Source organism: Amycolatopsis vastitatis, assembly GCF_002234595.1.
Lineage (GTDB): Bacteria > Actinomycetota > Actinomycetes > Mycobacteriales > Pseudonocardiaceae > Amycolatopsis > Amycolatopsis vastitatis.
The window spans coordinates 1-14,239 of record NZ_NMUL01000056.1 but is presented as its reverse complement, the minus strand read 5'-3'; the positions used below and the strand labels follow the sequence as shown (position 1 = coordinate 14,239).

At 72.0% G+C, this 14,239-nt stretch carries 15 protein-coding genes; 9 read left to right on the top strand and 6 right to left on the bottom strand.

Features of this window, described 5'->3' with window-relative positions:
- The 3 genes from CF165_RS41005 to CF165_RS41000 all read right to left on the bottom strand — a co-directional run.
- A partial coding sequence (locus CF165_RS41005; RefSeq protein ID WP_143268802.1) for a diiron oxygenase occupies window positions 1-234 on the bottom strand: 234 nt, incomplete at its 3' end.
- Window positions 235-381: 147 nt separating this feature from the next.
- Complete coding sequence (locus tag CF165_RS50685) at window positions 382-804, bottom strand: hypothetical protein (RefSeq protein WP_143268801.1); 423 nt, start codon at window positions 802-804, stop codon at window positions 382-384.
- 149 nt (window positions 805-953) lie between these two features.
- Window positions 954-1,859: an AraC family transcriptional regulator gene (locus tag CF165_RS41000; protein ID WP_093952978.1), complete on the bottom strand. Its 906-nt coding sequence runs from the start codon at window positions 1,857-1,859 to the stop codon at window positions 954-956.
- An 89-nt stretch (window positions 1,860-1,948) separates the two neighbouring features.
- Between CF165_RS41000 and CF165_RS40995 the strand changes: the two genes are divergently transcribed.
- Entirely contained in the window at window positions 1,949-3,013 is a 1,065-nt protein-coding gene (locus CF165_RS40995; protein ID WP_093952977.1) for an acyl-CoA dehydrogenase family protein, read from the top strand.
- Between the two features lie 114 nt (window positions 3,014-3,127).
- Here the strand turns inward: CF165_RS40995 and CF165_RS40990 are convergent, their stop codons facing one another.
- Complete coding sequence (locus CF165_RS40990) at window positions 3,128-3,697, bottom strand: hypothetical protein (protein ID WP_240522037.1); 570 nt, start codon at window positions 3,695-3,697, stop codon at window positions 3,128-3,130.
- A 90-nt stretch (window positions 3,698-3,787) separates the two neighbouring features.
- Window positions 3,788-4,075, bottom strand: coding sequence for a hypothetical protein (locus CF165_RS40985; RefSeq protein ID WP_093952976.1), 288 nt, complete (start codon window positions 4,073-4,075; stop codon window positions 3,788-3,790).
- A 177-nt stretch (window positions 4,076-4,252) separates the two neighbouring features.
- On the opposite strand from CF165_RS40985, the gene CF165_RS40980 reads away from it, so the two are divergent.
- Window positions 4,253-5,752 (top strand): DUF6461 domain-containing protein, encoded by a 1,500-nt coding sequence (locus CF165_RS40980; protein WP_093952975.1) that lies wholly within the window; start codon window positions 4,253-4,255, stop codon window positions 5,750-5,752.
- A 108-nt stretch (window positions 5,753-5,860) separates the two neighbouring features.
- Here CF165_RS40980 and CF165_RS53545 read toward each other — a convergent pair whose 3' ends face one another.
- Window positions 5,861-7,015 carry a PucR family transcriptional regulator gene (locus tag CF165_RS53545; RefSeq protein ID WP_093952974.1) on the bottom strand — a complete coding sequence of 385 codons (1,155 nt, stop codon included), beginning with the start codon at window positions 7,013-7,015 and terminating at the stop codon, window positions 5,861-5,863.
- A 215-nt stretch (window positions 7,016-7,230) separates the two neighbouring features.
- On the opposite strand from CF165_RS53545, the gene CF165_RS40970 reads away from it, so the two are divergent.
- Genes CF165_RS40970 through CF165_RS40940 form a run of 7 tightly spaced genes read left to right on the top strand, consistent with a single transcriptional unit; the run spans window position 7,231 to window position 14,120 of the window.
- The gene (locus CF165_RS40970; protein WP_093952973.1) at window positions 7,231-7,488 is read left to right on the top strand and encodes an acyl carrier protein; all 258 of its coding nucleotides are present in this window, start codon (window positions 7,231-7,233) and stop codon (window positions 7,486-7,488) included.
- Window positions 7,485-8,732, top strand: a complete 1,248-nt coding sequence (locus CF165_RS40965) for a beta-ketoacyl-[acyl-carrier-protein] synthase family protein (RefSeq protein WP_093952972.1) — start codon at window positions 7,485-7,487, stop codon at window positions 8,730-8,732. Before CF165_RS40970 ends, CF165_RS40965 begins: the two co-directional genes overlap by 4 nt.
- 19 nt (window positions 8,733-8,751) lie before the next feature.
- Window positions 8,752-9,756, top strand: coding sequence for a 3-oxoacyl-ACP synthase III family protein (locus CF165_RS40960; protein WP_240522038.1), 1,005 nt, complete (start codon window positions 8,752-8,754; stop codon window positions 9,754-9,756).
- Window positions 9,753-10,511 carry a glycosyltransferase gene (locus CF165_RS40955; RefSeq protein ID WP_093952970.1) on the top strand — a complete coding sequence of 253 codons (759 nt, stop codon included), beginning with the start codon at window positions 9,753-9,755 and terminating at the stop codon, window positions 10,509-10,511. Before CF165_RS40960 ends, CF165_RS40955 begins: the two co-directional genes overlap by 4 nt.
- On the top strand, window positions 10,508-11,689 hold the full coding sequence (locus CF165_RS40950; RefSeq protein WP_093952969.1) for a cytochrome P450: 1,182 nt from the start codon (window positions 10,508-10,510) through the stop codon (window positions 11,687-11,689). Before CF165_RS40955 ends, CF165_RS40950 begins: the two co-directional genes overlap by 4 nt.
- Window positions 11,686-13,221, top strand: coding sequence for a class I adenylate-forming enzyme family protein (locus tag CF165_RS40945; protein WP_093952968.1), 1,536 nt, complete (start codon window positions 11,686-11,688; stop codon window positions 13,219-13,221). The genes CF165_RS40950 and CF165_RS40945 overlap by 4 nt, the downstream gene beginning before the upstream one ends.
- Window positions 13,222-13,229: 8 nt before the next feature.
- Window positions 13,230-14,120, top strand: coding sequence for an NAD-dependent epimerase/dehydratase family protein (locus CF165_RS40940; RefSeq protein WP_240522036.1), 891 nt, complete (start codon window positions 13,230-13,232; stop codon window positions 14,118-14,120).
- Window positions 14,121-14,239 lie beyond the last annotated feature (119 nt).

The following is a 14,239-nucleotide window of genomic DNA, read 5'->3' as shown; positions in this document are numbered from 1 at the left end:
CTCCGCATGGATGATCACAGACGACAACGTGATCGCTTCCTGGCGCGCCACCTCGATCCGCTGCTCGGGAGAGAGTGACTCCCACAGCGGGGTGCCGTACAGAGGCAATCGGCGCGTCGGGAAGTAGAGCTTGTCTTCGTCGATCGGCGCACGCCAATCGATATCCACCTGCGGATCGTAGGATCGACTGGCCGACGACCTGAGCAATCGCTGGGCGATCCGCTCTTGGTTCACCTGAACTCCCTGCTCACCCTACGTGCTTTTCTTCGTCCCTCTCAAGCCTGCCCAGCGTGAAGCCGAGCTGTCAACGTGGGCGGCCCGGGCGCCGTCAAAAGATCTCGGCCCTACCCTTGTCGTACCTGTACCCACCCTCTGGGCGGGTCAATGGCTGATCTTCGGGTTGTGCTGGCGGCGGAGACGTGGCCGCGGCCGGCTGAACCAGGGCCGCGAGGGTTGGCGACCTCGCCGCGCTCCGGTGGCCCGCCGAGTCTGCATGAAGCTGGGCAGTGCGCGTGCGGTACTGCTGGCAACGATGCCAACCCGCAGGGAGGCACTGAGCAACGGCGACTTGTACTTATTGCGTTGCTCGCGTACATCGTCGGAAGTCGCCAAGGCTTCGGCGTCCATCCACCACGGCGTGTGGTCACTCTGGACAGCTTGGCGCGGAACAGAACGGGCTACACCGGAGAAAATCCATTGCAACGTCACTGTCTCAGTGCCGAGTGTTGCAACGATGCCAAAATGTGCTGCGCGGTCGGTCGCTGGAGGCCGCTTGTCGTTCGTCAAGGTGACTTCGGCGGCCACTCTGAAATTCGGCCGGCGTGCAAGGTAGTTCGGCGTCTCCTCGACCCGGACGTTCGGCAGCGCCGCCCGCCCCGGTCGTGGTGCTCGGGAAGCCGATCGGCAGATCCACTGAGGTGACCGTGGACGGCCGGCGCTGCAGGAGGCCGGGGTCAGTGGGCGTCCGCGGCGGTCCGGGACGGTCCCGCACTGCGGAACCGTCCCGGAGACACGCCGTACTCGCGGCGGAAGGCCGCCGAGAAGGCGAACTCGGTCGAGTAACCCACCTTCGGGGCGATGCTCGCCAGCGACGCGTCGGTTTCCCGGAGCAGCCGGGCGGCGCGAGCGAGCCGCCAGCCGGTCAGGTAGCTCACCGGCGGTCGTCCCACCGCGGTGGTGAACAGCCTGGAGAAGGCGGTGCGGGGCATCCCGGCGACCTCGCTAAGCCGGCCCACCGTCCACGGCCGGTGCGGGTTTTCGTGGATCTCGCGCAGCGCGGCCGCGATCCCCGGGTGGGCGACCGCCGGCCACCCGGCCGCGGTGTCCTGCTCGTGCCACTGCCGGAGCACCTGGACGAGGACGAGGTCCAGCAGTGCCCGTCGCGTCGCGCCGGAGCCCGGCCTGGCGGCGGAGACGTCGGCGGTGAGGAGGTCGATCAGGGACCGCAGCTCCGGGTGGCGGTCGTAGTCCGGTGACACCACGATGAGGTCGGGCAGCGCGCGCAGGTACTGGGGTGCGTGGCCGTGGTCGAGCCGGTAGGCCCCGCACAGGAATTCGAAGGCCGCGGGCTCCGGAGCCGGCGGGTGCGCGCCCGGTTCGACGAGCGGGAGGTCCCGCAGCGCGCGGGGCACCTGGCTCAGCCCGTGTTCGGCGCCGGACGAGGTGAACACGATGTCGCCCGGCCGCAGGGGCACCGGCTCGCCGGGGCCGACCAGCCAGCAGGTGCCGCGGGTGATGATGTGGAAGCCGCTGCCGTCGAACGCGGCGAACCGGAGACCCGCCGAAGGCGGCTGCCTGATCAGGCGAGCGCCGGCGCTCCCGACCCGCACGCTGCGGATCACCTCGCTGATCAGGTCCATACCCGCGATCTTAACGACGCACAGCCGCGTATGAACCGGTGCCGGACGCGCATGGCACTCCGCGCGCGGACGGTGCTTGAGTCGTTGGAGTGATCGAATACGCGAACGCCGGAACCACGGACGTCCTGCGCGCCCATGCCGGGAAAGTGGAACAGAACGAGCGGCCGGCCGGCGAAGGCTTGGCTGCCCTGCGCGAGGACGGCGTCTTCGCCTTGCGCACGCCGCGGGAGCACGGCGGGGAATGGGCCGACGCGGAGACCGTCGCGCGACGGCTGACCGGCCTCGGCCGGGCCTGCCCGTCCACCGCGTGGGTCGCCGGGACCTGCGTCACGTCGAAGAACCTCGCCGCCGGCACCATCACCGGTTCCGCGACGCCTGACTTCTTCGCCGACCCGGACGCGCTCTTCTGCGGTTCGGGGGTGCCCGGCGCGCGGGGCGAGCGGGTGCCGGACGGGGTGCGCGTCACCGGCCGCTGGCCGAACGTCTCGGGCTGTGAAGACGCTGTTTGGGCCACGCTCGCCGTGCTGGTGGACGGCGAATTCTCTTTCGCGGTGGTGCCGACGGCCGAACTCGCCGTCGAGCGAACCTGGGACATGGCGGGCATGCGCGGCACCGGCAGCCACACCTTGGTCGCGGCCGGCGTCCTGGTGCCGGACGGGCGGATCGCGGCGGCGGCGCCCTTCCCCCTGGGAGACGCGATGCTGTACGCCATCACGGTGCTCGGCCCGGTGGTGGGCGCCGCCCGAGGGGCGTTCGACGCCGTCGACGCGATGTTCGCTTCGGACCGCAAGCCGTTCATGACCGCGTACGCGCGCATGGGCGAGTCGGCGGGAGCCCGCCACTGGCTGGCGGAGGCCGGCTACCTCGTGGACCGCGCCGAGAGGACGATGCTGGAGGTGGCCCGCGAAGCGAGTTCCGCCGAATTGTCCCCTGTGGACGGTCCGCGGCTGCGCATGGCGCTCGCGGACGCCGGCCGGGACTGCCGGGCCGCCGTCGAGCGGATGCTCGACCTGCACGGTTCGAGTGGTTTCGCGACGTCGAACGTCCTGCAGCGCTTCTGGCGGGACGTCGCCGTCGGCAGCAGGCACCCGCTCCTCAACCCGTACCTCGCGGTGGAAAACCTGGGCACGGCGCTGGTCCCGGCTGATCACTGACCGATGTGGGACAGCGAGCGGGAAACGCTGACTGCGTTGCTCCGGCGGCTTCGCCGCTCGCTCGGCAGACACAGCGGCGTCCAGCCACGAGACGGGCGGCTTCAGCTCGGCGAGTCACGCCCGGACCACGCCGCGGGCGGACACCACGAGCGTGATCGGCCAGCGAACCTCCTCGGGCTCGTCCAACGTTCGTCGGCGCGAAACGATGTCCAGCTGCTCGTCCGTCAACCGCCCGCCGGTGGCGATGCAGCCTCGCACGATGGACCGCACCTCTGGGTTCGCCGAGTCCGGCCGCTGGTCCCGCTCCCACAGTTTGAGCGCGTGCAGCGCAGCGCGGCGCGACACGTCCGGGGTGGAGGCGTACCAGTGCCCACCCATCCTGCTCGGCGGCGGATCGCCGGGTGAGGGCACACGCCGGCCGAGCCGCTTCTGCTTCACGCGTGCGTTGATGTACGAAGCGACCTCCTCGCGCCACACCGCGCGACTGGCCTCCAACGCCTCGAGCGCCCGCAGCAGAGCCGATTCGTGGTGCTGATACGGCCCAGCCACCTCACCGAGGAAGCTCAACGTCGCCCGGTGGCCGATCGGGTGATACAAGCCCACGCACGAACACAACGCCGCGACCCGCCGGCCATGCGCCAGCTGCCCGTCACGCACCCTGCGCGCCCGCTCGGTGAACCCCATCGGCAGACAGTACCGATCACAGCGTCCCGCTGGCCATCGCCGCAGGTCAGGGTGCGCCGAGGTGATGCCGAGCAGACGGCGGGAAGCTTCTTACCGGCTCTTTGCCCGCTCGTCGTCCGCGGCCATTCGGACGTCTCGGAAGTCCAAAACGGCCGCTCGAGAAATTCGGATCAGCTTCGCGAGATCACCCTCCGCCAGCAGCAGTACGTCCTCGAGAACCTGCGAAGGTATCTCCAGTTCGCGCGGGCCGTAGCAGTCGTGCCACGCCATGTCCGCCAGGTCCAGCAGATCAAGCGCCGCCTTGACGTGCGCGGACGAGAATTGTGCCTCGATGCGGGGCGTGCGTGCCTGACGGCGTTGCGCACTTCCGACAGCCATCGGATCCCTCCAACGGTTCTGTGGATGCTGGGTCTCCAATGATCCACCTGTGGCCTCCGGAACGGGACTCGCTGCGCCGGGAGCTTGCCGATCTGCGTACGTGGTTGTCGGTGAAGCTGGGGCTGATCAAGCGTGAACCGACTCGCAGCTCTGTGTCCAGGCCGCTACAAAGGAGTGGTGACCGAGGATGATTTCGACTGGCTGACGACGAGCCCACTGGGTGAAGCCGCCTGCGTGACCATGGTGAAGACGACAGACGTCGACGCCGTGATGCGCGGCTTCGGCGGAGTCGCAGGCGAGGCCCGGACCATCCCGTTCGCGGAGGCCGGGAACGACCTCGACGAGGCGTACGCGGTCGCCGTGTGCCGCCAGGGCGAGTACGTCGTCGCGATCGAAGTCAACGGCTTCCAGGGCTCGCGACCCGAGGTCCTGCGCCGGGTGTCGCGACTCGGCGAGACGGTGAGCGCATTCTGGAACATCGAAGCACTGACCAGGTTCAGCTACGCCGTCGACGGCCGCGTCGAGACGGCGTTCGAAGCGGGCGCCGACTCGTGGAAGGAAGGCGAGGACCCCGACTGCCTGGCGCCGCTGGTCGCGGAAATCGACTGGGAGGCGGGTCACTGGCGGACGGGCCTGCTGCTGCTCGCCGCGCGGCTGACCGGGCAAACGTTCACCGAAGACTGGCTGGACGGCGAGGTCCTCGTCGCGCCGATCGCGGAACACCTCGAGGACGTGCACCCGGTGACGCCGGGGTTCGAGTCGCTGGAGTACCAGCACCCGGTGCTCGCCGCCGCGTTGCATCGCGCCGAGGACGAGTTGCTGTTGACGGTCGCCCGTGCCGCCGTCGACGAAGTGGTCGCCTCAGCCGGGGTACCCGGTGGGGACACCGAGTTCGACGAGCTGGTCCGGATGGCCCGCTACGAGGCCGGCGCCAGCGGCTACGGCAGCTACGCATCGGGGGCCGACCGCCTCCAGCTCGTCGCCCTGGACGCCGTACGCGCGCTGCGAACCGCACCGAACCCGCTCACTGCCGCATTCAAGACGATCGACGCGGCGAAACTCGCCAAGCAACTGGACCGCCTGGATCCGGCGCCGATGCTCGCCCGCTTCCTGGAGCTATTGGGAAGCCCACCGGCGCCTTCCGGCGCGGACGGCGCCCGTGCGAGTACCGGCGGCCCGCTGGAACGCCACGCATGGATCACCGATCACTGGCTCGGCCTCGCCGCCTCCATCACCTACGCGCGAAGTGCCCAACTCGACACCATCGCGGCGGCGTTCGGTGGCATCGCGTTCGGCGCAGGACCGGTGTCCCTCACCGACACCGAACAGGTCGCGCTGCGACGCGAAGACGACTGGACGATCGCGATCGCGTTCAACCGGAGCCCGTTCGCGCACGAGATCGTCGACGCTCTTCGGCCACACACGACAGTGCTCAACGTCGGCTGGGAGACGCGCGGCAACCAGCTGGCCTACTACGCCCGACCCGGCCACGAGGTCAACGTGATCCGGCCCGGCCAAGGCGACGTTCCGACGCCCCTGGCTTCCTACACCAGGTCCCTTCCGGCACCGGCAGGCAACGCCGCTCCGTGGCTGCTCGCGCTGGGCGAAGCCGTCACCGGCATCACCTTCACCCCGGAACGACTCGACGCGCAACACACACTTCTCCGCCCCGGCTGAAGGCTCGGGTCTGGACATTGCTGTCTGATGACCAGGAAGTCGAGGTGAGCAGCGAACACCGGCAGCGCTGCCAAGATCGCCGGAACGTCAAGTCCGGTGCTGTGGCATTCACGGCTTTTCGCGTTGGGCCATCAGGGCCAGGCGGCAGCACAGCTGGTGGCGGTCGTCTTCCAGGGACGCGCCGGTGAGCTGCTCCAGCTTGCGCAGCCGGTTCAGCACCGTGTTCCGGTGGCAGTACAGGAGTTCGCCGGCTCGGGTGGCGGAGCGGTCGGCGCGGAACCACGCCCGCAGCGTTTCCAGGAGCACCTGACGTTCCTCGTCTTCCAGGGCCAGGACGCCGCCCAGGGTCCGGGTCGCCAGCCGGTGGGCCAGCCGCGGGCTGGCGGCCACCAGCGCCTCGGGCAACCGGTCGTCGAGCACGGCCAGGCCCGGCACGTCCGGCGGCTGGGTCTGCAGCGCGATTTCGGCCAGCTGGTAGGCGATGCCGATCTCGGCCAGGCCGTCGACCTCGCCGGACAGGCCCGCGCGGTCGTGCAGGTGAGGCGTCAGCAGGCCGGCCAGCCGGTCGGCGGTGACCCCGCCCAGCTCGACCAGCCACACCACCCGGTCCCGGTAGGGTGCCACGACCACGCGAACCCCCAGCGCCGCGAGTTCGGGCACGGGGACCATGTCCTCGGCCGTCAGGTCGCAGGCCACCAGGACCACGACGTACCGGCCGTGCCCGGGCAGGCCCAGGCCGGTCTCGGCGTCCGCGGCCACGGCCGGATCCGCGCCGCGGCCCTCGACGAGCACCCGGACCAGTTGCTCCCGGCGCCGGTTCGCCCGCGCCCGCAGCTGGATCTCCCGCGACCGGTACCCCTCGACCATCGCCGTCGAGACGCGGTCGGTCGCCTGCCACAGCACGATCACGCTGCCGACGAACTCGTCCAGCTCGTCCGGTGACCGGCGGCGGGCCGCGGCCAGCAGCGTCTCCCACAGCAGCTCGGTGCCCACCCGGAACAGGTGCAGCACCGCTTCCAGGGGCACGCCCTGTTCGGCGCGGCGGCGGCCGGTGGCCAGCGGGGCCGCGATCCAGTCGGTCCGCGTGCCGAACCCGTCGGTCAGCAGGACCAGCACGCTGCGGGCGTTGTCGATGAACGACTGCCGCATGTCCGCGGGCGCCACCCGGTCGCCGCGCGTGTAGAACGTCTTCTCCTCGGCGGCAGCCCGCTCCTCCAGCCGGTCGGCGAAGGACGACAGCTCGGTGAGGACGACGGCGGCCACCTCACGGATGACCCTCCTGGATGCGTGCGGATGCCCCGGCATCAGCCGACCATAGCCCCGCGGGCTGGGCAGGTGCCGCGAACCGGTTGTGCGCGGCGCACAACGGGGCCGGAAACGGGCCGATCCGTCAGCGGTCGGTCAGCGCCCGTTGCCAGCCTGCTCGTCGTGGCTGTCCGGCCCGCTGTCTCCGCCCCGTCCATCGTGAGAGGTAACTCGTGAGCCCTTCAGACGACGTCGAGCGCACCTTGGCCCAGCTCATCGAAAAGGTGTCCGGCACCGACCCCGTGGCGATGTCGGCCGAACGCCCGCTGACCGGTCTGTCGCTGCGCGACGAACTGGACATCGACTCGCTGGCCATGGTCGAACTGACCGACGAGATCGAGAACTGCTACGGCCTGACGATCCCCGAGGACGGCCTCCAGCACCTGCAGACCTTCGGCGACGTCGCCGACTACCTGCGCGCCGCGGCGTGAACAGCCTGCCGCGCAACGACATCGAGGTCGTGGTCACCGGCGTCGGCGCGACCACCCCGCTGGGCGGTGACGTGCCCACCACCTGGCAGGGGCTGCTCGCCGGGCGGGCGGGCGCGTCCACATTGGACACCGAGTGGACGCGGGAGCACCGGTTCCCGGTGCGCATCGCCGCGCGGCTGGCTGTCGAACCCGACGGGGAACTGGACCACGTCGAGCTCAGGCGCATGGACCGGGCCGAACAGCTGGCCGTGGTCGCGGCCCGGCAGGCGTGCCGGGACGCGGGCCTGGCCGCCGGCACGGTGGATCCCCTGCGTTGCGGCGTGGTGATCGGCACCGGGATCGGCGGCGCGACGACCCTGGTCGCGCAGCACGACGCCCTGCGGGACCGGGGGTGGCGCGCGGTGTCGCCGCAGCTGATCCCGATGATCATGCCCAACGGGCCGGCCGCGCTGGTCGGCCTCGCGCTGGGCGCGCGGGCGGGGGTGCACGCCCCGATGTCTGCGTGCGCGTCCGGGGCGGAGGCGATCGCGTGGGCCTGGCGGATGATCGTGGCGGGGGAAGCCGACGTCGTGGTCGCGGGCGGCACGGACGCCTGCATCACCCCGGCCATCATGGCGGGCTTCACGCGGGCGCGCTCGATGAGCACCCGCAACGCCAGCCCGGAGACGGCTTCCCGGCCGTTCGACGCGGGCCGGGACGGCTTCGTGCTGGGTGAGGGAGCCGGCATCCTCGTGCTGGAGCGGGCGGACTTCGCCGCGGCCCGCGGCGCGAAGGCGCACGGCAGGCTCGGCGGCGCGGGCATGAGCAACGACGCCCACCACATGACCGCGCCGGACCCCGGCGGCGCCGGGCAGGGCATCGCCATCACCACCGCGCTGCACCGCGCGGGACTCGGTGCCGGGGACGTCGGCCACGTGAACGCGCACGCGACGTCCACGCCGCTGGGTGACCTCACCGAGAGCGTCACGATCCGGCGCGTCCTCGGCGACGGCCCGGTGGTCACCGCACCGAAGGGGGCGCTGGGCCACCTGCTCGGCGGATCCGGTGCGGTGGAGGCGATCGCGACCGTGCTCTCGGTCCGGGACGGCGTGGTGCCGCCCACGGCCAACCTCGACACGCTCGACGACCGGATCGGCCTCGACGTCGTGGCCGGCGAGCCCCGCCGGGGCCCGCTCACCGCGGCGATCAGCAACTCGTTCGGTTTCGGCGGGCACAACGTGACGTTGGCGTTCACCGGTGTCTAGAAAGGACAGTCTTTTGAACGTGGCGATCGGCGGCGTGTCCGCCCACCTGCCCCCGGCCCTGGTCGCCGACCGGGAGATCGAGGACCGGATCCACCGCGAGAGCCCCGGCTTCACGCCCCGGCCGGGGGCGATCCGCAAGCTCAGCGGGATCAAGACCCGGCACCGCGCCGCTCCCGGGGAGCTCGCCTCCGACCTCGCCGCGGCCGCGGCCGCGAAACTGCTGTCCGGCGCGGGGCTGGGCGCGCACGAGGTGGACCTGCTCGTGTTCGCGTCCGCCTCCCAGGACCTCATCGAACCGGCCACGGCGCACGTCGTGGCCGCGAAGCTCGGCGCGTCCTGCCCGGTGTTCGACGTCAAGAACGCCTGCAACAGCTTCCTCAACGGGGTGCAGGTCGCGGAAGCGCTCATCCTCTCCGGGCAGTACCGCCGCGTCCTGGTGTGCACCGGCGAGACCGGCTCCCGGGTGGTCCGGTGGTCGGTCGCGGACCGCGAGCAGTTCGTCGACTCCCTGGCCGGTTACACCCTGTCCGACGCCGGGGCCGCGATGCTGCTGGAGTCCTCGCCCGCACCGGGCATCTTCTACCGTGACTTCTCGGCGGACTCGTCGTGCTGGGACGTCAGCTCGATCCCGGGGCACGGCGGCGCGAACTTCCGCAATCCGGTGGCCGACGGCTACATCCGGGGCGACGGCCGCACCCTGATGGAGTCCGTCGTGCGCGGGATCCGGCCGCAGCTGGACGCGGCACTGGCCCGCACCGGCCTGAGCCGGGACGACTTCGCGCTGTTCTGCGTGCACCAGGTCGGTGTGCCGCACCTGCGGGTGTTCCTGGAGTGCAGCGGGGTGCCCGAGGACAAGCTCGTCGTGACGATCGCCGACCACGGCAACGTGGCCTCGTGCAGCCTGCCGCTGCAGCTGAGCCTGGCGCTGGAGTCGGGCCGGTGCGGCCCGGGCGACAAGGTCGCGTTCATCGGGCTCGCCGGCGGGATCAGCGTCGGCACTGTGTTCGCGGAGCTGCCGTCGTGACCGCGCGGCTGTGGGTGATCATCCCCGCGTACAACGAGGAAAAGTGGATCGAGGGGCCGCTGCGGTCGCTCGCCGCCCAGCGCCACCGCGACTTCACCGTGCTGGTGGTGGACAACGCGAGCACGGACGCGACGGCCGACGTCGTCCGCGCGTTCGCCGCCGCGCACCCCGAGCTGGACGTGCGGGTGATCAGCGAGCCGCAGAAGGGCACCGGTGCCGCCTGCGACACCGGCATGCGCCAGGCCATCGAGAACGGGGCCACCCATCTGGCCCGGACCGACGCGGACTGCCTCGTCGATCCACAGTGGACGGAGGCCGTCATGCGGGGCTTCGCGTCCGGGCTGGAGCTGATCGGGGGCCGGTTCAAGGCGCGCACCGACGACTTCGCCGTGCCCATGGCGGAGCGGGCCGTGCTGGCGTTCCTGGTGGCGTTCGGCGGGTACACCGCGCGGTTCCGCCGCGCCAACCGGGGGCCCGGGTACCTCGGGCCGTACCTGCTCTGCGCGGGCGGGAACACGGCCATCACCGCGCGGCTGTACGAGCTGTGCGGCGGCTATCCCCGGTCGTGCATCGAGGAGGACCACGAGGACCGCACGCTGGTGAACCGCGTCCGGCGCGTCACCCGGGCCTACGGGCGGCGCCGGGACATGGTCGTGTACTGGTCGCAGCGGCGGACCAAGGCGTGGGGCATCCGCAACACCTTCGCCTGGTACACCAGCCACGGCTACCGCGGCGAAACGGTGGACGTGCGATGAGGGCGGGCGCGCACGAGCTGCGGCTGCAACTGGCGGCGCACCCGCTGGCGTACCCGGTGGTCCGCCTCCTCGGCCGGCTCGGCCCGGTGGTGCGGGTGCCCGGGCTCGGCATCGTCGTGAACGAAGCTTCGGCAGCCCGGGAAGTGCTGACCGACACCGGGACCTTCCGCAGCGGCGGCGGCACCGAGGCGGACCTGTGGACCCCGGTCTTCGGCTCCTCGATGCTGGTCAACATGGACGGCCCCGAGCACCGGGCCATGCGGCGCAAGCTCGCCGAGTTCTTCACGCCGGCCTACGTCCGCCGGCTGATCGACGCGGCGTGCACGGAGCCGCTCGCCCGGACAGCCGAGACGCTGCGCCGTGGCCGTCCCGTCGACGTCGTGCGCACGACGAAGATCGTCGCCGGAGCGGTGACCAGTGCGCTGGTCGGGTTCACCGTCACGGGCTCCACGGCGGAACGGGAGGCGGCATACCTGCGGATGACCGGCCAGGCCACGGCGATCATCGGCCTGGTCAAGCTGGGCCGGCTCAGCCTGAGCGCGCCGCAGATCACCAAGGCGCGCGCGATCGTCGCGGAAATCGGCGTCACCACTTCGCTGGCCTGGGAGAAGGGGGACGAGAACACGGCGGTCGGCCGGATGCGCGGCTTCGGGCTGACCGAGGCCGAGGCGCGGGGGCTCGCGTCGGCGTTCCTGATCGCGGGCACCGAGACGATCACCAGCCTGCTGCCCCGGATGGTCGCGGTGCTCCACGACCACGGCGAGCTGGCCGGCGTCGCCGCGGCGCACCGGCGGGGTGACACGCGGCCGGTGGAGGCCGCGATCGACGAGTCGGCCCGCCTGATCACCCCCGCGCCGATCATCCTGCGCAACGCCGTCCGGCCGGGGCGGATCGGCCGGGTCGAGGTGCGTGCCGGGGACCGGGTCGTGTTGTCGGCTCTCAACTGCGCCAGGGCACCCGGCCGGTTCGACCTCGCCCGCGCGCACCCGCCGGAGCTGCGGCGGCTGTGGTTCGGGGCCGGGCCGCACTTCTGCCTCGGCTACCCGCTGGCCACGGCCGAGATCCACGCCATCCTCGGCACCCTGTTCGACAGCGCGCCGCTGCGGATCACCGCACGCCGTGCCGAACGCGGGGTGCTCTTTCCCGCCTACCGGCGCCTGGAGGTCAGCCGCGCATGAACGATTTCGTGACCCGGTTCCTGAGCGAAGCCGAATCGCGGCCCGGCGAGGTCGCCGTCATCGATCCGGACGGCCGCACGACGACCTTCGGCGAACTGCGCCGCCTCGCGCTCGGGGTGAGCACCGGACTGCGGGCCGAGGGACTGGAGCCCGGCGACGGCGTGCTGTTCGCCGTCCGGAACTCGGCCACGGCGATCGGCCTGTTCCTGGGGGTGCTGCACGCCGGCGCGGTGCTCATCTCGGCGGACACGGCCGTCGGGCCGGCCCTGGTGTCGGCACGGCTGCGGGCCTGCCGCCCGCGCTGGCTGATCGCGGAGTCGCTGTTCGCCACGACCAGCGTCGTGGGGCCGGCCCGCGCCTTCTGCCGCCGCCGGGGCTGGCCGGTGCCGGATCTGCGCCAGCCGCTCGGCGACCGCGGCATCCGGTACGTCCACATCGGACGCCGGCTGCCCGGGGTGCCGCGGTCGGCCCTGTCGCTGAAGCAGCTGCTCGGCCGGGCGCCGGCCGAGGCCGGGGAACCGGACCTGGACGCGCCCGCGCTGATCGTGTTCACCTCGGGCACCACGGAGCAGCCGAAGGGTGTCGTGCACACGCTGCGGTCGCTCACCTCGGCGGTGACGATGCTGGGCGAGCACCTGCCGTTCGCGCCCGGAGACGTGATGCACGCCGACGGCATCATGGCCGGCCTGCCCGCGTTGCTGGGCGGAGCCCGGCTGTCGCTGCCGAAGCCGTCCGCGCCGCCCGGGCGCTTCGCCCGCGACCTCGCGGCACGGCGGGTGACCCACGCCTACGGGGTGCCGGTGCACCTGGCCGAGGTGTTCGGCGTCCTTCCGCGGTGGCCGGAGCACGTCCGTCACCTGGTGATGGGGTCGGCACCCGCGGCACCCGCCGTGCTGCGGCAGGCGCTGGCCGCGGTGCCCGGCGGCGAAGTGCTGTCGATCTACGCGATGACCGAGGCGATCCCGCTCGCCGTCGCCCGCGCGGAGGACAAGCTGGCGCACATCGAGCGGGGGCTCCCGGGGGATCTGCTCGGGATGCCGTCGCCCGGGGTGACAGCCCGGATCGCCGGCGACGGCGAACTGCTGGTGTCCGCGCCCAACGCCTGCCTCGGCTACCTCGGTGCGCCCCCGCTGACCGAGCTGGCCACCGGCGACGTGGCCCGGCTGGACGACGACGGCCGGATCGTCATGACGGGCCGCAAGAAGGACATGCTCATCCGGGGCACGTACAACATCTATCCCGGGCTGTACGAGCCGTCGATCGCGCTGCTGGCCGGAGTCCGCGAAGCGGCGATGGTCGGGACACCGGACCCGGTGACCGAGGACGAGACCGTGGTGCTCGCGGTCGTGGCCGACCCGGCGGTGGATCCGGCTCGTCTCGTCCGGCGGCTCCGCCGGCAGCTGCCGGGGCTCATCGACGCCGAAGCCGTGCCGGACCGCATCGTCGTCCTGCCGGAACTGCCGCGGTCGGGCCGGTCCCGCAAGCTCGACCGCCGTCGCCTGCGCGAGCTGATGACCGCGGCCACGCCATGAGGATCGCGGTGACCGGCGCGACCGGTTTCGTCGGCGGAGCGGTGTGCCGGGCCGCCGCGGCGGCGGGCTGGGAGGTGACGGCCTTCGGCAGGCGCGCGACGGCGGACCCCGGGCACATCGGCGGTGCCCGGTACCGGTCGTGGGACATCGGCGGCAAGCTCGACGACCCGCCCGGAGTCGACGCGGTGGTGCACTGCGCGGCGTCCGCGACCGACACCGGCGTGGCCCGCGAGGTGTGGCGGACCAACCTGCTCGGAACCCACCACGTGGTGGCGTCGTTCCCCGGCTGCCGCGTAGTCCACGTCAGCAGCGGCAGCGTGTACGACCCGTACCGGCCGACGGTGCGGGCGAAGGAGCACGAAGCTCCGGTGCGCCGCTACCTCAACGTGTACGCGGCGGCCAAGGCCGCGGCCGAACAGCTCGTGCTGGCCGTCGGCCGCGACCCGGTCGTCCTGCGACCCCATGCCGTCTACGGTGCCGGCGACACGACCCTCCTGCCGAGGCTGCTGGAGAACCTGCGCGGCACCCGGTTGCTCGTCCCCGGCACCGGCACGCCGCTGGTCAGCATGACCAATGTGGACAGTCTGGCCCGCGCCTGCCTGCTCGCGGCGGCCGTGGCGGCGCCGGGGCAGCGGGTGTTCAACATCGCCGACAGCGCCCCGGTGACGATCGACTGGGCCCTGCGCGGCCTGCTGGCTTCGGCCGGCGTGCGGGCCCGGCCGGTCTACCTGCCGGCTTGGCTGCTGTCCCCGTTCGCGAGGGTGTTCCCGCACGGCCGGCTGAACCGGTACGTCATCAGCCAGTTCGCGAGGGAACGCACCCTGGACATCACGGCGGCGATCGACCGGCTCGGCTACGAGCCGGGACCCACGGTTTTCCGTGGTGGGTGCGCTGACTGAGGGGTGCGCACCCACCACGGAGCCACAGCGTCAGGTGGACGCCAAGGTGACGAGAGTCCAGCCAGTACTGAATCCACCGACTGTCTGCAGGTTGGTGAAGCCGCCGGCGTTGCTCACCG

Bases quoted from the DNA above. Each gene is read 5' to 3' on its own strand.
- CF165_RS41000 (WP_093952978.1), bottom strand. From the start codon at position 1,859: ATGGACCTGATCAGCGAGGTGATCCGCAGCGTGCGGGTCGGGAGCGCC.
- CF165_RS40990 (WP_240522037.1), bottom strand. From the start codon at position 3,697: ATGGGGTTCACCGAGCGGGCGCGCAGGGTGCGTGACGGGCAGCTGGCG.
- CF165_RS40985 (WP_093952976.1), bottom strand. From the start codon at position 4,075: ATGGCTGTCGGAAGTGCGCAACGCCGTCAGGCACGCACGCCCCGCATC.
- CF165_RS40950 (WP_093952969.1), top strand. From the start codon at position 10,508: ATGAGGGCGGGCGCGCACGAGCTGCGGCTGCAACTGGCGGCGCACCCG.
- CF165_RS40945 (WP_093952968.1), top strand. From the start codon at position 11,686: ATGAACGATTTCGTGACCCGGTTCCTGAGCGAAGCCGAATCGCGGCCC.